Source organism: Micromonospora echinospora (genome assembly GCF_900091495.1).
GTDB classification, from domain to species: Bacteria; Actinomycetota; Actinomycetes; order Mycobacteriales; family Micromonosporaceae; genus Micromonospora; species Micromonospora echinospora.
The window spans coordinates 5,818,582-5,837,428 of sequence record NZ_LT607413.1; the positions used below are offsets into that span (position 1 = coordinate 5,818,582).

Annotated in this window: 18 protein-coding genes; 12 read left to right on the plus strand and 6 right to left on the minus strand. The window is 74.0% G+C overall.

Annotated elements, in window-relative coordinates; all coding sequences use genetic code 11:
* The first annotated feature begins 7 nt into the window (after positions 1 to 7).
* The 5 genes from GA0070618_RS25015 to GA0070618_RS25035 are packed head-to-tail and all read left to right on the plus strand — an operon-like array spanning position 8 to position 6,436.
* Positions 8 to 787, plus strand: a complete 780-nt coding sequence (locus GA0070618_RS25015; protein WP_414467612.1) for an SDR family NAD(P)-dependent oxidoreductase — start codon at positions 8 to 10, stop codon at positions 785 to 787.
* On the plus strand, positions 780 to 1,763 hold the full coding sequence (locus GA0070618_RS25020; protein ID WP_088983807.1) for a phosphotransferase family protein: 984 nt from the start codon (positions 780 to 782) through the stop codon (positions 1,761 to 1,763). Before GA0070618_RS25015 ends, GA0070618_RS25020 begins: the two co-directional genes overlap by 8 nt.
* On the plus strand, positions 1,763 to 2,998 hold the full coding sequence (locus GA0070618_RS25025) for an acyl-CoA dehydrogenase family protein (RefSeq protein ID WP_088983808.1): 1,236 nt from the start codon (positions 1,763 to 1,765) through the stop codon (positions 2,996 to 2,998). Before GA0070618_RS25020 ends, GA0070618_RS25025 begins: the two co-directional genes overlap by 1 nt.
* A 39-nt stretch (positions 2,999 to 3,037) precedes the next feature.
* Positions 3,038 to 3,649, plus strand: coding sequence for a TetR/AcrR family transcriptional regulator (locus GA0070618_RS25030; protein WP_088983809.1), 612 nt, complete (start codon positions 3,038 to 3,040; stop codon positions 3,647 to 3,649).
* Positions 3,650 to 3,694: 45 nt separating this feature from the next.
* Positions 3,695 to 6,436 carry a helix-turn-helix transcriptional regulator gene (locus GA0070618_RS25035; RefSeq protein WP_088983810.1) on the plus strand — a complete coding sequence of 914 codons (2,742 nt, stop codon included), beginning with the start codon at positions 3,695 to 3,697 and terminating at the stop codon, positions 6,434 to 6,436.
* A gap of 21 nt (positions 6,437 to 6,457) precedes the next feature.
* Here the strand turns inward: GA0070618_RS25035 and GA0070618_RS25040 are convergent, their stop codons facing one another.
* The 3 genes from GA0070618_RS25040 to GA0070618_RS25050 all read right to left on the minus strand — a co-directional run bounded on the left by GA0070618_RS25040 (position 6,458) and on the right by GA0070618_RS25050 (position 8,446).
* Positions 6,458 to 7,279 (minus strand): MerR family transcriptional regulator, encoded by an 822-nt coding sequence (locus GA0070618_RS25040; protein ID WP_088983811.1) that lies wholly within the window; start codon positions 7,277 to 7,279, stop codon positions 6,458 to 6,460.
* Between the two features lie 45 nt (positions 7,280 to 7,324).
* Positions 7,325 to 7,672: a hypothetical protein gene (locus GA0070618_RS34360; RefSeq protein ID WP_197701636.1), complete on the minus strand. Its 348-nt coding sequence runs from the start codon at positions 7,670 to 7,672 to the stop codon at positions 7,325 to 7,327.
* A 279-nt stretch (positions 7,673 to 7,951) separates the two neighbouring features.
* On the minus strand, positions 7,952 to 8,446 hold the full coding sequence (locus tag GA0070618_RS25050) for a GyrI-like domain-containing protein (RefSeq protein WP_088983812.1): 495 nt from the start codon (positions 8,444 to 8,446) through the stop codon (positions 7,952 to 7,954).
* A gap of 153 nt (positions 8,447 to 8,599) precedes the next feature.
* Between GA0070618_RS25050 and GA0070618_RS25055 the strand changes: the two genes are divergently transcribed.
* A complete protein-coding gene (locus tag GA0070618_RS25055; protein ID WP_088983813.1) occupies positions 8,600 to 9,427 on the plus strand; it encodes a phytanoyl-CoA dioxygenase family protein in 828 nt (275 codons plus the stop codon).
* Positions 9,406 to 10,233, plus strand: a complete 828-nt coding sequence (locus tag GA0070618_RS25060; protein ID WP_088983814.1) for a TrmH family RNA methyltransferase — start codon at positions 9,406 to 9,408, stop codon at positions 10,231 to 10,233. Before GA0070618_RS25055 ends, GA0070618_RS25060 begins: the two co-directional genes overlap by 22 nt.
* A gap of 130 nt (positions 10,234 to 10,363) precedes the next feature.
* Here the strand turns inward: GA0070618_RS25060 and GA0070618_RS25065 are convergent, their stop codons facing one another.
* The 3 genes from GA0070618_RS25065 to GA0070618_RS25075 are packed head-to-tail and all read right to left on the minus strand — an operon-like array spanning position 10,364 to position 13,564.
* Positions 10,364 to 11,437 carry an alcohol dehydrogenase catalytic domain-containing protein gene (locus tag GA0070618_RS25065; RefSeq protein WP_088983815.1) on the minus strand — a complete coding sequence of 358 codons (1,074 nt, stop codon included), beginning with the start codon at positions 11,435 to 11,437 and terminating at the stop codon, positions 10,364 to 10,366.
* On the minus strand, positions 11,434 to 12,852 hold the full coding sequence (locus GA0070618_RS25070) for an aldehyde dehydrogenase family protein (protein WP_088983816.1): 1,419 nt from the start codon (positions 12,850 to 12,852) through the stop codon (positions 11,434 to 11,436). The genes GA0070618_RS25065 and GA0070618_RS25070 overlap by 4 nt, the downstream gene beginning before the upstream one ends.
* A gap of 46 nt (positions 12,853 to 12,898) precedes the next feature.
* A complete protein-coding gene (locus tag GA0070618_RS25075) occupies positions 12,899 to 13,564 on the minus strand; it encodes a TetR/AcrR family transcriptional regulator (protein ID WP_088985819.1) in 666 nt (221 codons plus the stop codon).
* A 104-nt stretch (positions 13,565 to 13,668) separates the two neighbouring features.
* On the opposite strand from GA0070618_RS25075, the gene GA0070618_RS25080 reads away from it, so the two are divergent.
* The 5 genes from GA0070618_RS25080 to GA0070618_RS25100 are packed head-to-tail and all read left to right on the plus strand — an operon-like array spanning position 13,669 to position 18,809.
* Positions 13,669 to 14,817 carry an acyl-CoA dehydrogenase family protein gene (locus tag GA0070618_RS25080; RefSeq protein WP_088983817.1) on the plus strand — a complete coding sequence of 383 codons (1,149 nt, stop codon included), beginning with the start codon at positions 13,669 to 13,671 and terminating at the stop codon, positions 14,815 to 14,817.
* Between the two features lie 17 nt (positions 14,818 to 14,834).
* On the plus strand, positions 14,835 to 15,593 hold the full coding sequence (fabG, locus tag GA0070618_RS25085; protein ID WP_088983818.1) for a 3-oxoacyl-ACP reductase FabG: 759 nt from the start codon (positions 14,835 to 14,837) through the stop codon (positions 15,591 to 15,593).
* Between the two features lie 35 nt (positions 15,594 to 15,628).
* Positions 15,629 to 16,801: an acyl-CoA dehydrogenase family protein gene (locus tag GA0070618_RS25090; protein WP_088983819.1), complete on the plus strand. Its 1,173-nt coding sequence runs from the start codon at positions 15,629 to 15,631 to the stop codon at positions 16,799 to 16,801.
* On the plus strand, positions 16,798 to 17,262 hold the full coding sequence (locus GA0070618_RS25095; RefSeq protein WP_088983820.1) for a MaoC family dehydratase: 465 nt from the start codon (positions 16,798 to 16,800) through the stop codon (positions 17,260 to 17,262). The genes GA0070618_RS25090 and GA0070618_RS25095 overlap by 4 nt, the downstream gene beginning before the upstream one ends.
* The gene (locus GA0070618_RS25100) at positions 17,259 to 18,809 is read left to right on the plus strand and encodes a long-chain-fatty-acid--CoA ligase (protein WP_088983821.1); all 1,551 of its coding nucleotides are present in this window, start codon (positions 17,259 to 17,261) and stop codon (positions 18,807 to 18,809) included. Before GA0070618_RS25095 ends, GA0070618_RS25100 begins: the two co-directional genes overlap by 4 nt.
* Positions 18,810 to 18,847: the final 38 nt, after the last annotated feature.

Here is an 18,847-nt window from a genome sequence, read left to right on the forward strand (position 1 = left end):
GACCGGCCTGACGCTCGCCGAGGCGGGCGTGGTGGTGACCGGAGCGGGGTCCGGCATCGGCGCGGCGCTGGCCACCCGGTTCGCCGCCGCCGGCGCGCGGGTGGTGGTCAACGACGTCGACGCCCCGGCGGCCCGGGCGGTCGCGGCCCGGATCGGCGGGCACGCCCACCCCGCCGACGCGGCCGATCCCGCCGGGGTGACCGCGCTGGTGGACGCCGCCCGGGACCGGTTCGGCGCGGTCGACCTGTTCTGCGCCAACGCCGGGGTGGCGTCCGGCGGCGGCCCCGACGCCTCCGACGAGACGTGGGCCCGCGCCTGGCGGGTGAACGTGATGTCCCACGTGTACGCCGCCCGCGCGCTGCTGCCGCACTGGCTCGCCGCCGGGCGCGGCCGGATGCTGGTCACCGCCTCCGCCGCCGGCCTGCTCACCCTGCTCGGCAACGCCCCGTACTCGGTGACCAAGCACGCGGCCGTGGGCTTCGCCGAGTGGCTGCGGGCCAGTTACGCCCACCGGGGCGTCACCGTCCAGGCCCTCTGCCCCCAGGGGGTCCGCACCCCGATGCTGGCCGACGCCGACGGGCTGAGCGCTGCCCTGCTGGACGCCACGGCGGTCACGCCCGAGCAGGTGGCCGACTGCGTCGTCGAGGCGCTGGCCGACGACCGTTTCCTGGTGCTGCCGCACCCGCAGGTCGCCGGCTGGTACGCCCGGCGTGCCGACGACCCGGACCGCTGGCTGCGGGCGATGAACCGGACCCAGCGCGACGCGGAGCGCGAACGGCATGGCTGAGTTGCCCGGCCTGGACCTGCACCGGCTCGCCGATCACCTGGACCGGGCCGTGCCCGGTCTGCTCGCCGGGAAGCTGCGCGGCGAGCTGCTGACCGGCGGACGGTCCAACCTGACCTACGCGGTGACCGACGGCCGGTCCCGGTGGGTGGTGCGCCGCCCACCCCTGGGCCACGTGCTGGCGACCGCGCACGACATGGGCCGCGAGTACCGGGTGATGCGGGCCCTCGCCCGGACGCCCGTTCCGGTGCCCGGGACGGTGTACCTCTGCCCGGACCCGGCGGTCCTCGGGGCGCCCTTCTACCTGATGCGCCACGTGCCGGGACGGGCCTACCGGGAGCCGGCGGAGCTGGTGGGATGGGGGCCGGTGGGCGTCCGGACGCTGTTCCTGTCCCTGGTGGACGTCCTCGCCGCGCTGCACGCGGTGGATCCGGCCGGGGTGGGCCTGGCCGACTTCGGGCGCCCGGAGGGCTTCACCGGTCGGCAGGTGCGGCGCTGGAAGCGCCAGCTCGACGCGTCCCGCAGCCGGGACCTGCCCGGTGTCGAGGAGTTGTACGACCGGCTCGCGGCGGCTGTCCCCGAGAGCCGGACCGGGGTGCTCCTGCACGGCGACTTCCGCCTGGACAACGTCCTCGTCGGCGGCGACCGTACGGTGCGGGCGGTCCTCGACTGGGAGATGTCCACCCTGGGGGACCCCCTCACCGACCTGGCGCTCTTCCTGGTCTACGCCGGCCGGACCGACCTGCCCGGCCGCCCCGGGGACGACGAGCTCGCCGCCCGGTACGCCGACCGCAGCGGCCGGCGGGTGGACGACCTCGACTGGTATCTCGCCTTCGCCGCGTTCAAGCTCGCGGTGATCCTCGAGGGCGTGCACTACCGCTGGGTGCGCGGGCAGACCGTGGGCAGCGGGTTCGGCGACGTGGGCGCGCGGGTGCCACCGCTGGTCGCCCAGGGTCTGACCAGGATACGGAGGCGCTGATGGACTTCGGCTACGACGAGACGACCGAACGGCTGCGGGAACGACTGACCGACTTCGTGACCGGGTGGGTGTACCCGGCCGAACCGGTCTTCGAGCGGCAGCTCCTCGACCGGACCGACCCGTGGACGGCCCCACCGGTCGTCGCCGAGCTCCAGGCCGAGGCCCGTCGACGGGGCCTGTGGAACCTCTTCCTCCCCGGCGAGCACGGCGCGGGCCTGACCAACCTCCGGTACGCTCCGCTCGCCGAGATCACCGGCTGGTCCCCGAGCCTGGCCCCGGTGGCGCTCAACTGCGCGGCACCGGACACCGGCAACATGGAGCTGCTGGCCGAGTTCGGCACGGCGGAGCAGCGTGAGCGCTGGCTCACCCCGCTGCTGGAGGCCCGGATCCGGTCGGCGTTCGCGATGACCGAGCCGGCGGTGGCCTCGTCCGACGCCACCAACATCGCCACCCGGATCGAACGCGTCGGCGACGAGTACGTGATCAACGGCCGGAAGTGGTTCGTCACCGGCGCGATGGACCCGCGCTGTGCACTCTTCGTGGTGATGGGCCGGACGGACCCGACCGCTGCACGGCACCGGCAGCACAGCCAGATCCTCGTCCCCCGGGGCACCCCGGGCGTCCACGTCCGGCGCGGCATGCGCACCTTCGGGTACGACGACAGCGACCACGGCGGACACGCCGAGATCGACTTCGTGGACGTCTGGGTGCCGGTCGGTAACCTGGTCGGCGAGGAGGGCTCCGGGTTCGCCATCTCGCAGGCCCGGCTCGGCCCCGGCCGGATCCACCACTGTATGCGCCTGGTCGGCATGGCCGAGCGGGCGCTCGAACTGATGTGCCGGCGGGTCGCCGACCGGCACGCCTTCGGCGGGCCGTTGGCCGCGCAGGGCGTCGTCCGGGACTGGATCGCCGAGTCCCGGGTCCGCCTCGAACAGGCCCGGCTGCTGGTGCTCAAGACCGCCTGGCTGATGGACACGGTCGGCAACCGGCAGGCGCACACCGAGATCCAGGCCATCAAGATCGTGGTGCCGGAGACCGTCGAGTGGATCATCGACCGGGCCGTCCAGGCCCACGGCGCGGCCGGGGTCAGCCAGGACACCCCACTCGCCCGCCTCTGGACCAGGGCCCGCGCCCTGCGCCTGGCCGACGGGCCGGACGAGGTGCACCGGCAGTCGCTGGCCCGCCGGGAGCTGCGCCGCCACCAGCCCCGAAACCCCGGGATGTCGCACGTCTAGACTCGCGGGCGACCGGCAGTGAGGGAGGGAGCGGGCGGGATGGGCAGGGCCGAGGCACCGGGGCGGGTCGACGGGCGCACCGCCCGGGCCGAACGCACCCGGGCGGCCATCGTCGAGGCGCACCTGGCGCTCATCTCCGAGGGCGACCTGCGGCCGACCGGGGAACGCATCGCCGAGCGGGCCGGCATCTCGCTGCGGACCCTCTGGACCAACTTCAAGGACATGGAGACCCTCTTCGAAGCCAGCGGTGAAGAGGTGCTCCGCCAGCAGGACGCCGCCTACCGGCCGATTCCGGCCACCCTGCCGCTGGCCAAACGGGTCGACGCGTTCTGCCGGCAGCGGGCTCGGCTGCTCCAGCTCATCGCACCGTCCGCCCGGGCCGCGCAGATGCGCGAGCCGGTCTCCGAGCAACTGCACCGCAACCGGCTCAAGCACGTCGACCGGGTCCGCGACGAGGTCGAGCACCTCTTCGCCGCCGAGTTGGCGCAGGCCGGGCCGGGCCGGGACCAGTTGGTGCACGCCCTGGTGGCGGCGAGCATGTGGCCGGCCTGGTCGATGCTGCGCGACGGTCTCGGGCTGGGCGTCGACCAGGCCCGTGCGGTGATGGCCCGTACGGTGGCCGCCCTGCTGGCCGACCCTGCCGCCCGCTGACCGTCACCTCTTTCCATCCCGTTACCGATAGGTAACACTAAATACATGGTTACTGCATCGTCAGTGCATATAACCGTGCTGCGGGGCCGGGACGACGAGCGCCGGGCGATCCGCGACCTGCTCGACGGCGCCGGTGGGGGAGCGCTGCTGCTCCAGGGCGAGCCGGGGTCGGGTCGGAGCGCCCTGGTCGGCTACGCCCACCGGCACGCCGCTGACCGGACGATCCTCGCCGGAGCCGGGCTCACCGACGAGGCGGCGCTGCCCTACGCCGGGCTGCAACGCCTTCTCGACCCGGTGCGGGACCGGGCCGGCGCGCTTCCCGTCGCCCAACGACGTGTGCTGCGGCGTGCCCTGGCCGGTGCGGGCTGCCCCGCCGGCCAGCGGCTGACCCTGTCGATGGCCGTGCTCGGGCTGCTCGCCGTGACCGCCCGGGACCGTCCCCTGCTCTGCACCATGGACGACGTCGACCTCGGAGACCGACCGACCGCCGAGGCACTGGCCTTCGTGGCGCGCCGCCTGTGCCACCTGCCGGTCGTCGTCCTCCTCACCGGAGCCGTCGACACCGCTCCCGGCGGGATCCCCACCCGCCGGCTCCGTCCCCTCGACGAGCACGACAGCCGCGCCGTCCTCACCGACCGGCTGCCGGTGCCCGCCTCCGACCCGGTCGTCACCACCCTTGGCGCGGTCGCCGCCGGCAACCCGCAGGCCCTCGTGGACCTGGCCGAAGCCCTGACTCCCGCCCAGTGCCGGGGAGAGGAAAACCTGCCCACCACGCCACCGCCCGACGGCGCCCTGGGCCGGGACTACCGGGCCCGGCTGGACCGGTTGACCGACGACGCGCGGCACCTGCTGCTGCTCGCCGCCCTCGACCACGACGTGGACGCGGCGACGCTCGTCCGGGCCGCGCGCGCCACCGGGACGGCGATCGAGGCACTCGCCCCGGCCGAGGTCGCCGGCCTGGTCCGCGTCGAGGCGCACGGCGTGACGTTCCCGCAACCCCTGGTCCGGGCGATGGTCGTGGCCACGGCGCCCCTTGCCGCGCGCCGCGCCGCGCACCTGGTGCTCGCCGCCCTGCTCGACGACGGTGACCACCGGCTCCGCCGGGCCCTGCACCTCGCCGCCGCCGCCGAGGGCCGCGATCCCGCCCTGGCGACCGAACTGGAGGCGGCGGCCCGCGACGACGGCGACCCGGACGCCCGCTCGACGGCACTGCACCGCGCCGCCGAGCTCAGCGTCGACCCGGCCCGTGCCGCCGCCCGACTGGTGGCAGCCGCCCACCACGCCTGGTCGGCGGGGCGCCCGCACCGGGCCCGGCTGCTCGTCCAGCACCTGCCCACCGGCCTGCCGGGGCCGGCGGTGACCGGCCGGGTGGAGCTGTTGCGCGGCGAGATGGAACTGCGCTGCGGGCGGACCCCGGCCGCGCTGACGGCCTTGCTCGCTGCCGCGGACGCGTGGGCCGGCACCGCTCCGGACCTGGCCCTGGAGGCACTGCTGCGGGCTGGCGAGGCGGTCTGCTTCGCCGGTGACCAGTACCGGTACGCCGACGTGGCACGACGGGCACGGGCACTGTGCCAGACCGGGGCGTCACCCCGGACGGAACTGGTGACCGCGCACCTCGCCGGTGTGGCGGCGACCCTGCGGGGCGACCACGAGGCGGCCGGGCCGACGTTGCGCCGGGCTGTCGTCCTCGGCGACCGTCTCACCGGGCCGGACCTCACGCCGACCGCCCTGACCGGCGCGGCGGTGGCCGCCCTGCTGGTGGCCGAGGACGGCCCGGCGCACCGGCTCGCCGACCGGGCGGTGGCACTGGCCCGCGTGCGGAGGGAAGTCTGCGACCTGCCCCGGGCGCTGGAGCTGCGGGCGGTCGCCGAGTACTGGCTGGGTCGGCACGAGACGGCGGCGGAGACCTCCCGGGAGGGGCTGCGCGCCGCCCGGGACGCCGGCCAGACCACCTGGGCCGGGGTCCACCGGGGCATGCTGGCGGTGCTGGCCGCCGTCCGCGCCGACCGGGCGAGCAGTCTGCGGCTGATCCGGGAGCTCGGAGAGGAACCGGCGCCCGGCAGCCGTCCCGACGCCCTGGCCCGCTGGGCCCTCGCGGTGCTCGACCTGCTCGACGGGCGGCCCGAGGACGCCGCCGCCCGGCTCGCGGCCCTGGCCTGCCCCGGCACCGGACGCGGGCAGGTCACGGTGCAGGTGATGGCCACGCCGTACCTGGTGGAGGCCGCCGCCGCGTCGGTGCACCGGCCGGCGGCCGTCGCCGCGCTCGCCGTCTTCGACCGCTGGGCCCACAGCACGGCCAGCCCGTCCCGCCGGGCCCTCTCCGCGCGGTGTCACGCGCTGCTCGCCCCCCGGGGCAGCCAGGCGGCGGAGGAGGGCTTCCGCGCCGCGCTGCGGTGGCACCCGCCGGGAGCCGGCGCGTTCGAGCGGGCCCGTACCGAATTCCTCTTCGGCCGGGAACTGCGCCGCAGTCGTCGCCCCCGCGACGCCCGCCGGTATCTCCACGACGCCTGCGAGACCTTCACCCGGCTGGGCGTGGCTGCCTGGGCCGAGCAGGCGGCGGCGGAGCTGCGGGCCGCCGGGGAATCGGTCGGCGGTCCGGACCGGTCGGCGGCCCAGCTGCTGACCGGCCAGCAGCTCCGGGTCGCGCAGCTGGTCGCGGAGGGTGCCACCAACCGGGAGGTCGCCGACCGGATGTTCCTCTCCACCCGCACGGTCGACCATCACCTGCGCAACATCTTCCACCGGCTCGGCATCCGTTCCCGCACCCAGTTGGCCCGGGTGCTCTGACACCCGGGCCGGTGCGGTGGGTCAGACGCGGGTCACCGGCGCCTGGAGTTCGGTCACCCAGTCGTCGCGGTCCGCCGGGCACTCCAGGTTGACTTCACGGGGGTACCCGGTGGCCCGGTACCCGTTGCCGTCGATCCAGCGGGCCAGGGTCTGGACGGTGGGCACGACGGCGTCCATCGGGCCCCGGTGCACCACGGTCGCCGCCGGGCCGACCGACGGCAGGTCCCACACCCGGACGGTGCCGTCCTGGCAGGGGGCGGAGACCTGGACGGCGGCGTGCACGATCATCCGGCCGGTCCCGTCCGGCTCGTCCTCGTAGTAGGCGATCCCGGGTCCGGTCGGCACGATCCCGGCCGCGTCGAGGCGCCGGAAGAGTTCGTCGTACAGGGGCCCGATCACCGGGCCGATGTCCTCCGGCGCGAAGCTGGCGGCGGTCGCGGTCAGCTCGGCGACCCGGACCGCCGGGAGATTCTTGACGACGACGTCGTTCGTGGGCATCTGCCCCTCACTCTCGATTGCTCGGAGTCTCGCCTCGACCTGGACCAGCCGAGCGGTCGCCACGGCCACCGCGCTCTCCAGCTCGGCCCGCCGCAGTCGCAGCATGCCGCGCAGTTCCTCGGTGGTGAGGCTGCCGTCCAGAATCTCGGCGACCTGCTGGAGCGTGAAGCCGAGATCCTTGAGCGCGACGACCCGGTTGAGGCGGGCGAGCTGGGCGGCGCTGTAGCGGCGGTAGCCGGTGAGCGGGTCGACGTGGGCCGGGCGCAGGAGGCCGGTCGCGTCGTAGTGGCGCAGCATCCGCACCGAGACGCGGCCGTGCCGGGCGAACTCTCCGATGGTGAACATGATGTCTCCCAGTCGACCGCCTGACACGGTGTGAGGGTCAAGGGCCTACCGCCCGGGTGGCGCGACGAGGCAGGCGAGCAGGTCGCGGTAGGTGCCGTCCACGTCGCCGTCCACGCTGCGGACGATCCGGGTCGCGGGGCGGGCGGCGACGACCTCCGCGAGCCGGTCGTACATCGCCGCCAGTTCGGCGGTGCCCCCGTGCCGGCGCAGCATCCGCTCGGCGTCGAGGTGCGCCGGGTCGCCGGTGATCCGGCCGCGTTCGACGAAGCGCGGCAGCGCCTCGTCCCGGGGCGCCAGCAGGACGACCTCGTGGAAGTCGGCCTCGACCTCGTGGGCCACCCGTTCGGCCTGGTCGACGAACTCGATCCGGCCGAGGAACTGCGGGACGATCACGTCGTGTCCGGCCGACAGGTGCACCCGGGCGGCGGCGAGCGCGGCGGCCCGGGCGAGCAGGCCGGCGGTCCCGGCCTGCTCCCGCCACCCCCCCCGACCAGGTCACGGATCCGGTCGATGTCGAGGTCGAGGGTGAGTGGGTGGTCCTCGGCGTATCAGCGGGCCAGCGTCGACTTGCCGCAGCCCGGCGGCCCGTTCAGCAGGATCAGCCGGGGCACCGGGCCAGCGTACCGGCGGGCGCCGACATGCTCAGATGCTGTCTGGATGTCCGCCAGATCGTTATGCCGGTTCGACGGGCAGCCAGAGTTCACAGGTCGCGGTGCTGAGGTCGTTCATCGCCTCACGCACCGCGACGATCTCCGGCCCCGGCCGCAGACGCCACGGGTTGAACGGGAACCACGCGGCTGCGGCCGTGGCCCAGGCCTTCTGCAGGGTCTGCGGATGCGGGCCCGTGGTCCGGATGACCACCCATTTGCCGGCCGGAACTTCGATGATGTCGAGACCGTCGGGGATCGGCGTATCCGGGGACACGGCGACCCCGTGAAGGTAGGTCAGCTCGCTGCCCTCGGCGTAGTCGGGGTGAAGGTCGTCGCTGACCGCGAGCAGGCCGCTCGGCTCAGTGTTGCCGAGAGCCTTCAAGCGCAGGTGCTCCTGGGTCGGCAGTGCGGTGATGTGCCGCTGGATGTATGGGTTGATGCCTTGGTGGACGAGCCGGACGCGGGCCGCGTGCCCCACGAGCCGGAACTCGGGATGGTCGACGATGCGGGCGTCCACGTGTTCCCCTCCCTCTGACGGTCAGACCGAGTGCCAAGGTCATCAAGCCACCGTTCGACGTCAACCTTGGTCGCTGCGCACCGGGCAGCACGCGACAGAAGCCGCGCGGAAAATGTCGGGTGATCGAGACTGGCGCCGCCGCACGATGGGGGCATGGATGACACGACCTTGGTGTCCCGCTTTCTTCGCGACGGCTTCGTCAAGCTGGAGGGCGCCGTCGCGCCGCGCGTGGCAGCGGACTGCGCGCGGCTGCTGTGGCGGGAGACGGGCTGCGACCCGGACGATCCAGCGACGTGGACGCAGCCCGTGCACTGGGTGCCCGGCATGGCGCAGGGACCGTTCGCCGCCGCTCCCAACTCCCCGTTCCTCCACCGCGCGTACGACCTGCTCGTCGGTGCGGGACGCTGGGAGCCGCGCTACTCGCTGGGCACGTTCCCGCTGCGCTTCCCGCACGAAGAGGAGCCGGACGACGCGGGCTGGCACATCGAGGGCAGCTACCTACCGGAGGGCGAGAGCTGGTACTTCACCAATGTGCGCTCCCGCGGCCGGGCACTGCTGATGCTGTTCCTGTTCAGTGAGGTCGGGGAGAAGGACGCCCCGACCCGGATCCGGGTCGGCTCACACCTCGACGTGCCGAAGGTGCTGGAGAAGTACGGGGAGAACGGAGCGAGCGGACTGGCCCTTGCGCCCGACCTGGTGGCGGCCTCCGAGCACCGGCCGCTCGCCCTCGCCACCGGATCTCCCGGCGACGTCTTCCTCTGCCACCCATTCCTGGTGCACGCGGCGCAACCGCACCACGGAGCGCGGCCTCGCTTCATGGCCCAACCGCCGCTGATGCCGGCCGCACCGTACGAACTGGAGCGGGCCGACGGCGCGTACTCACCCGTAGAGATCGCGATCCGCCGGGGTCTCGGACAGGACGCCCTCGGTCCGGACGGGGACGGCACCGACCGGCGGAGGTGGCAGTGGTTCTGCGAGTGAGTGGCCGCAACGCGCGGTTCCAGCAGTGGAAAGCTCTCCTCGGCAACCGGACCAAGCGGCAGCGACGCGGTGAGTTCCTCGTGCAGGGCGTGCGCCCCATCACCATGGCGGTCGAACACGGCTGGCAGATCCGGGAGCTGCTCTACGACACCAGCGCTCAACTGTCCGGCTGGGCGCGCGAGGCCATGGAGACAGTCCGGGCCGAGAAGTTCGCCGTCTCGCGTGAACTGATCCACGAACTGGGAGGTAAGGCAGACACCGTGCCAGAACTGCTGGCCGTGGTCGCGTTGCCGGAGGACGATCTGCGCCGTATCCCGGTCGGCCCGACCATGCTCACCGTCGTGTTCGATCGGCCCACCAGCCCCGGCAATATCGGGACCCTTGTTCGGTCGGCGGACGCCTTCGGCGCCAGCGGCGTCATCGTCACCGGCCACGCCGCCGATGTGTACGACCCGAAGGCGGTCCGGGCGAGCACCGGCTCGCTGTTCGCCTTGCCCGTGATCCGGGTGCCCTCCCACCAGGCCGTTCTGTCCTGGGTCGCTGACGTCCGCGCCGACGGCGTCGACATGAGCATCATGGGAACCGATGAGCGCGGCATTCTGGACGCCGCCCAGTACGACTTCACGCAACCCACCCTGACGTTGATCGGCAACGAGACCACCGGCCTCAGCTCCGGCTGGCGCGAGGCATGCGACCAGCTCGTCCGGATCCCCATGTCCGGGTCCGCCAGCTCCCTGAACGCGGCGACCGCCGCGACTGTCGTGCTGTACGAATCGGCACGTCAGCGGGCCGCCGCCCAGCGGTAGCGCACGGATAGCAGGCAGCTGACCGGCGGCCGTCCGCCACCCTCGCGCTACCTGGCCCGCCGCGCCCTTCTGCGGGCCGGCGCCGCAGCCGGGCACGGGCGCGGGCGGACGTCGTCCTCGTTACCACTCCTCAGGGCAGGACGACGGTACGGGCGCCCTCGCCCCGGGCCATCCGGGCGAACGCCTCCGGCGCGCCGTCCAGGGTGGTCCGGTCGGTGATCAGCGGGCCCAGGTCCAGGGCGCCGTCGAGGACGGCCCGGGCCAGGCCGGGAACGTCCCGGTCCGGGTCGGACGACCCGTAGACCGAGGAGCGCAGCGTCCGCGCCGAGTGGAAGATGTCGAGGGCGCTCAGGCCCACCACGTCGTCCTTCGCGCCCATGCCCACCACGGTCACCTGGCCGCCCCGGCGGGTGGCCCGCCAGGCGGTGCGGATGGTGGCGCTGCGTCCGACGCACTCGAAGGCGTGGTCGACGCCCCGCCCGCCGGTGCGGGCCCGGATCTCCCGGTTGAGGGTGTCGTCGGCCAGCAGGAAGTCGGTGGCGCCCACGGCGGCGGCCAGCTCCGCCTTGGCCGGGGAGACGTCCACGGCGAGCACCGGGCCCGCGCCGGCCGCGCGGGCGGCGGAGACCACCGAGAGCCCGACCCCGCCGAGGCCGACGACGGCCACCGCCTCGCCGGGGGCGACCCCGGCGGTACGCCGGACCGCGCCGACGCCGGTGAGCACGGCGCAGCCCAGCAGCGCGGCCGACTCCGCCGGCAGGTCGGCCGGGACCGGGATCACCGCCCGTTGCGGCACCACCACCTGCTCGGCGAGAGCGCCCAGGCCGAGGGTGACGTGCAGCGGCTCGCCGGCCGGGGTGCGTCCCCGGGCGGTGGCGGGAGCGCCGGTCCGTTCGCACAGCCACGGCTCGCCGCGTCCGCAGTACCAGCAGTCGCGGCACGGCGGAGCCCAGTTGAGCACCACGTGGTCACCGGGTGCGACCCGGTCGACGCCGTCGCCGACCTCGGCGACCACTCCCGCCGCCTCGTGCCCGAGCACCAGCGGGTACGGCGGGGCCAGGGTGCCGTCGACCATCGACAGGTCGGAGTGGCAGACCCCGGCGGCCCGGATCTCGACGCGGACCTCGCCGGGGCCGCAGGGCGGCAGTTCGATGTCCTCCACCCGCAGCGGTTCCGCGACGCCCCGGGCGACCAGTGCCCTCACCGCTGGATCGCCTTCGTCTCGTAGAACTCCTCCAACCCGTGTCGGCCCAGTTCCCGGCCGAGGCCGGACTGCTTGTAGCCGCCGAACGGGGCGAGCGGGTTGAACGGCGCGCCGTTGACGTCGACCGCGCCGGTGCGCAGCCGCCGGGCGACCCGCAGCGCCCGGTCCTCGTCGCCGGACCAGACCGCGCCGGCCAGGCCGTAGCGCGAGTTGTTGGCCACCGCGACGGCGTGGTCGTCGTCGTCGACCGGGATCACCGCGAGCACCGGCCCGAAGACCTCCTCCTGGGCCAGCGCGCTGTCCGGGTCGACGTCGGCGATCACCGTCGGCGCGACGAACCAGCCCCGGTCCGGCACCGGGGCGTCCGGTCCACCGGCGACCAGCCGACCCCCGTCGACGAGTCCCTTCTCGACGTGCTCGCGCACCCGCTGCCGCTGGGCCGCCGAGACCAGCGGGCCGAGCCGGGTGGCCGGGTCGAACGGGTCGCCCAGCCGGTAGCCTGCGGCGGCCTGCGCGGCGATCTCCACCGCCTCGTCGTAGCGGGACCGGTGCACCAGCATCCGGGTCCAGGCGGTGCAGGTCTGCCCGGAGTTGAGGAAGGCGTTGGCCACCCCCACCTTGACGGCGGTGGTCAGGTCGGCGTCGTCGAGCACCACGTTGGCCGACTTGCCCCCGAGTTCCAGCGCGACCTTGGCGATCCGGTCGGCGGCCAGGTGGGAGATGCGCCGGCCGGTGGCGGTGGAGCCGGTGAAGGAGACCATGTCGACGCCAACGTGGGCGGCGACGGCCTCGCCGACCACCGGTCCGGTGCCGGTGACCAGGTTGACCACCCCGGGCGGGAAGCCGGCCGCGTGGATCGCGTCGAAGAGCAGGTACGCCGTCAGCGGGGTCAGTTCGCTCGGCTTGAGGACCACCGTGCAGCCGGCGGCGAGGGCCGGGGCGAGCTTGGCGACGACCTGGTGCAGCGGGTAGTTCCACGGGGTGATCGCGCCGACCACGCCGACCGGTTCGCGGACCACCAGGGAGTTGCCGACGGTCTGCTCGGCCGGCGGGTGCGCGGCCAGGTCGACGTAGCCGTGCAGCACGGTGAGGGGGAGCCCGGCCTGCACCCGGGTGGCCACCTTCAGCGGGGTGCCCAACTCCAGGGCGACGGTCCGGGCGATGTCCTCGACCCGGGCGGTCAGCGTGGCGTGCAGCCGGTCCAGGCAGGCCGCCCGGTCGGCCGGCGCGGCCGTGGCCCAGCCGTCGAACGCGGCCCGCGCGGCCCGGACGGCCCGGTCGACGTCGGCCGCCGTGCCGGCCGGCACGGTCGCCACGACCTGCTCGGTCGTCGGGTTCCACACCGGGATGGTCTCGCCGCCGGTGGCGGGGACCCAGTGGCCGTCGAGGTAGAAGTCGGACCGTGCGAGCTCCATGGCGCCCCTCACGTACGTCGCCAAACTAGCAGTGCAAGTTTGGACTCTAGTGCGTGTCGGCGGTCGGCGGGAGGGGCGGCAGCGGACCGATCGTCCGCTCGTAGGTGCGGGCCAGGCCGTCGACGAGCGCGTCGAGACCCAGGGCGAAGGCGCCCTCGTCCACCCGCTGCTGGTGTTCGGCGAGCCGGTGGGCCTGGGTGAGGTGCGGATACTGCTCGGCGTACAGCACCGGGTCCTCGACGAAGCCCCGGGCGAACGAGCCCAGCGCCGACCCGGCGACGAAGTAGCGCATGAGCGCCCCGATGTGGGTGGCCCGCGCCGGGGGCCAGCCGGCGTCGACGAGTCCGCCGTAGACGGCGTCGGCCATGGCCAGGGCGGCCGGACGGCGTCCCGGGCCCTGCGCGAGGTACGGCACGATGTGCGGGTGGGCGGCCAGGGCGGCCCGGTACGAGTGCCCCCACCGGCGCAGCGCCTCCCGCCAGTCGAGCGCGCCGAAGAACGACACGTCCACCTGCGCGGTGATGCTGTCGGCGACCGCGTCGAGGATCTCGTCCTTGGTGGCGAAGTGGTTGTACAGCGACGGGCCCCGGACGCCGAGTTCGGCGGCGAGCCGGCGGGTGGAGAACCCCGCCAGGCCGTCCGAATCGATCAGCGCGGCGGCGGCCTCGACGATCCGCTGCCGGCTGAGCAGGGGCTGCCGTGGCCGGGGCATCCGTTCCTCCTCGCGCTCGGTGGCGCCGACTCTGGCGACCCGGGCAGAACTCTGCCACAGCCGGGTCTGGACCAATTAAACTTCCACCGCTAGTTTGATTGGCCATGGACCTTCACCTCTCCGCCGAGCAGGCCGCGGTCCGCCGGCTCGCCGCCGACTTCGTCGCGCGCGAGGTGACCCCGCACGCCGCCGAGTGGGACCGCCGCGAGTCGGTCGACCCGGGCGTCGTCCGCCGCCTCGGCGAGCTGGGCTTCCTCGGTCTCACCGTCGCCGAGGAGCACGGCGGCTCCGGCGGCGACCACCTCTCCTACTGCCTCGTCCTGGAGGAACTCGGGCGTGGTGACTCGTCGGTACGCGGCATCGTCTCGGTCTCCCTCGGCCTGGTCGCGACCACGATCGCCCGCCACGGCACCCCGGCCCAGCGGACCGAGTGGCTGCCCCGCCTCTGCGCCGGCGCCGCCCTCGGCTGTTTCGCGCTGACCGAACCGGGCAGCGGCTCGGACGCCGCCGCGCTGACCACCCGGGCCCGCCGGGCCGGCACCGACTGGCTGCTGACCGGCCGGAAGGTGTTCATCACCAACGGCACCACCGCCGACGTGGCACTGGTCTTCGCCCGCACCGGCGGCGACGGCCACCGGGGAATCACCGCCTTCCTGGTGCCCACCGACGCCTCCGGGTTCTCCCGCCGGGAGATCCACGGCAAGCTCGGCCTGCGCGGACAGGCCACCGCCGAACTCGTCCTCGACGACGTCCGGGTGCCCGACTCCGCCCGCCTCGGCGAGGAGGGCCGGGGCTTCCGGCTGGCCATGGCCACGCTGGCCAAGGGACGGATGTCGGTGGCCGCCGGCTGCGTCGGGATCGCCCAGGGCTGCCTGGACGCGGCCGTCGGGTACGCCGGTCAGCGCACCCAGTTCGGCAAGCCCATCGCCGGGCACCAGCTCGTGCAGCAGCTGCTCGCCCGGATCGCGGTGGACACCGCCGCCGCGCGGCTGCTGGTCTGGCGGGTCGCCGACCTGATCGAGCGGGGCGAGCCGTTCGCCACCGAGGCGTCCATGGCCAAGCTCTTCGCCAGCGAGGCCGCCGTCCGCGCGGCCAACGACGCGGTCCAGGTCTTCGGCGGGTACGGCTACGTCGACGAGTACCCGGTCGGCAGGTACCTGCGCGACGCCCGCGTCGCCACCCTCTACGAGGGCACCAGCCAGATCCAGCAACTCCTCATCGGACGTGCGCTCACCGGCGTCGCCGCCTTCTAGACCCGCCAGGGGGAACCGTGACCAGATTCGCCGACCGGATCGCCGTCGTCACCGGCGCAGGCCAGGGCATCGGCGCGGCCACCGCCCGCCGGCTCGCCGCCGAGGGAGCCACCGTCGCGGTGGTGGACCTCGACGCCGAGCGCGCCGGGGCCGTCGCCGAGGACATCGTCGCCACCGGCGGCCGGGCCGTCGGCCTCGGCTGCGACGTGACCGACGCCGACGCGGTGGCCGCGACGACCGACCGGGTCGTCGAGACGTACGGCGGCCTGCACGTGCTGGTGAACAACGCCGGGATCACCCGGGACAACCTGCTGTTCAAGATGGCGCTGCCGGAGTGGGAGGCGGTGCTGACCACCAACCTGACCAGCATGTTCCTCTGCTGCCAGGCGGCCCAACGGCACATGGTGGCAGCCCGCTACGGCCGGATCGTCAACCTCAGCAGCCGCTCCGCGCTGGGCAACCGGGGCCAGGTCAACTACGCGGCGGCCAAGGCCGGCGTGCAGGGGCTCACCGCCACCCTGGCGGTCGAGCTGGGCCCGTTCGGCGTGACGGTCAACGCCGTCGCCCCCGGCTACGTGGCCACCGCGATGACCGCCGCCACCGCCGAGCGGGTCGGCAGCAGCCCCGAGGAGCACCAGCGGATGGTCGCCGACCAGACCCCGCTGCGGCGGGTCGCCCAGCCGGCGGAGATCGCCTCGGTGATCGCCTTCCTGGCCAGCGACGACGCCTCGTACGTCAGCGGCCAGACCCTGTACGTCAACGGCGGGGCCCGCTGACCCGCCGCACGCCAACCCGAGGACCCGGAGGAGACATGGACTTCGCGCTTTCCGACGAGGAGCGGGCCATCCGTGACACGGCCCGCGACTTCATCACCCGGGAGGTCGTGCCGCTGGAGCAGGAGGTGCTGCGCCGGGAACGGGCGCACCGTCCCGGACTGGACCGGACCGAGCTGCGCGAGTTGCAGCTCAAGGCGCGCGCGTTCGGGTTCTGGGGGCTGGACACCCCCCAGGAGTACGGCGGCATGGACCTGCCCGCCGTCACCCAGTCGCTGATCTGGACCGAGATCGGTCGCACCTTCGTGCCGTTCCGCTTCGGCGGCGAGGCCGACAACATCCTCTTCGCGGCCACTGCGGAACAGAAGGCGGAGTTCCTGGTCCCCACCATCGAGGGCGAGCGGGTCTCCTGCTTCGCGATCACCGAGCCCGGTGCCGGCTCGGACGCGGCCAACATCCGGTTCCGGGCCCGCCGCGACGGCGACGACTGGATCCTCGACGGCGAGAAGACGTTCATCACCAACGGCAACGACGCCGACTTCGCCATCGTCGTCGCGGTCACCGACCCGGAGAAGGGCGCCCGCCACGGCGGCGCGACCGCCTTCCTGGTGGACCGGGCGATGGGCTGGCGCTCGGAGTTCATCCCGACGATGGGGGAGGGCGGCCCGGCGTCCCTGGTCTTCGACGGCGTACGGGTGCCGCACCGCAACGTCCTCGGCGAGGTCGGCCAGGGCTTCGAGCTGGGCATGCGGTGGATCGGCAAGGGGCGCTACACCATCCCCTCACACGCCATCGGCATCGCCGAACGGGTGCTCCAGATGGCGATCGACCACGCCAACACCCGGGAGACCTTCGGCGCGAAGATCGGCACCAACCAGGCCATCCAGTGGATGATCGCCGACTCGGAGACCGAACTGGAGGCGGCCCGCTGGCTGGTGCTGCGCTCCGCCTGGACGGTCGACCAGGGCATGGACCCCCGGCACGCCTCCTCGATGGGCAAGCTCTACGGCGCCGGCATGGTCAACCGGGTGGTGGACCGGGCGCTCCAGATCCACGGCGGCATGGGCTACACCCGCGAGCTGCCGATCGAACGCTGGTACCGACAGGTACGGCTCTACCGGATCTTCGAGGGGACCGACGAGATGCAACGACTGATCATCTCCCGTGACCTGCTGCGCGGCTACACGAAGATCGGCGGACACCTGGCATGAGGATCTTCGCCGACATCGACGACCTGGCCGCCGCCGTGGGGGAGACCCTCGGACCGGGCCCCTGGACGCCGGTCGACCAGCGCCGCGTCGACCTCTTCGCCGACGCCACCGACGACCACCAGTGGATCCACGTGGACGCCGAGCGGGCGGCGTCCGGCCCGTTCGGCGGCACCATCGCCCACGGCTACCTCACCCTCGCCCTGCTGCCGGCGCTGGTCGGCCGCCTGTACCACGTGGAGGGGCTGCGGATGGGCGTGAACTACGGGCTCAACCGGGTCCGCTTCCCGGCCCCGCTGCGGGTGGGAGGCGCGGTGCGGGCCACCGCCACCATCGTCGGGGTGTCCCCGGTCGAGGGTGGGGCGCAGGTGGTCGTCTCGGTCACCGTGCACAGCGACTCCGGCGGCAAGCCGGTCTGCGTCGCCGAGACGGTCAGCCGCCTCTACCCCGGGGCGGACGGGTGACCGCCCTGTCCCTGGCCATGGTGCTGGCCGAGGCCGCCCGCCGGCACCCCGACACGGTCGCCGTGATCGACGGCGACGTCCGGGTGACGTACGCCGAACTGTGGTTGGAGGCCCGCAGCCACGCCGCCGCCCTCCGGGAGCTGGGGGTGGCGGCCGGTGACCCGGTGGCCCTGCTCGCCCCCAACGTGGTCGACTTCCCCCGGGTGTACTACGGCGTGCTCGCCGCCGGGGCGGTGCTCGTGCCGGTGCACCTGCTGATGACCGCCGACGAGATGGGGTACGTGCTGCGGGACAGCGGCGCGAAGCTGCTGGTCTGCCACACCTCCCAGCTCGCGACGGGTACGGCTGCGGCGGCCCGCGCCGGTGTCCCGGTGGTGACGGTGGGCCCGGCGTCCCCGGGGGTCGACGCGCCCCGGCTGGAGGACGTCGGCGGGGCGCGGGCGCCGCTGCCGTCGTACGTGACCCGGTCGGCCGAGGACGTCGCGGTGGTCCTCTACACCAGCGGGACGACCGGTGCGCCCAAGGGCGCCCTGCTCACCCACCTCAACCTGGTCATGAACGCCACGGTCAACGTCTTCGACGCCAACGACGCGCGCGGCGGCGACGTGGTGCTCGGCTGCCTGCCGCTGTTCCACAGCTTCGGGCAGACCGTGGCGATGAACGGCACCTTCCGGGTCGGCGCGACCCTGGTGCTGCTCAGCCGCTTCACCGGTCCGGCGGCGATCGACCTCATGCTCCGCGAGGGGGTGGACGTCTTCCACGGCGTGCCCACCATGTACGTCGCGCTGCTCGACGCGGCCCGGGAGCGGGACACCCTGCCCCGGCTGCGGCTGTGCGTCTCCGGCGGGGCGTCGTTGCCGGTGGCCGTGCTGGAACGTTTCCAGGCCGCTTTCGACACCACCGTCTTCGAGGGGTACGGCCTCTCCGAGACCTCCCCGACGGCCACCACCAACCAGCCGGCGTTCGGCACCCGGCCCGGGACGGTGGGACATCCCGTCTGGGGCGTCGAGGTGGAGATCGCCCGTGCCGAGCTGGACGACCGGATCGAGCTGCTGCCCACCGGGGAACTCGGCGAGATCGTCATCCGGGGGCACAACGTCTTCGCCGGTTACCTGCACCAACCGGAGGCCACCGCGCGGGCCCTCGTGGACGGTTGGTTCCGCAGCGGCGACCTGGGCCGCAAGGACGCCGACGGCTTCGTCACGATCGTCGACCGGACCAAGGACGTGATCATCCGGGGCGGGTTCAACGTCTATCCCCGGGAGGTGGAGGAGGTGCTGGCCCGGCACCCGGCGGTCGGGCAGGTGGCGGTGGTCGGCCTGCCCGACCCGGTGCACGGCGAGGAGGTCTGCGCGGTGGTGGTGCCCGACCCGAGCGGACCGCCGCCCCCCGGGGAGCGGGACCTGGTCGAGTGGTGCCGGCAGCGCCTGGGGCGGCACAAGTACCCCCGCGTGGTTCGCTACGTCGACAGCCTGCCGCTCGGGCCGAGTCACAAGGTGCGCAAGCGTGAGCTGCGGGAGGCGATGGCGCGCCCACCGTCGTCCTGAGGCGCGACGGGGAGCGGCCGGAGGCGGTGATCGCAGGA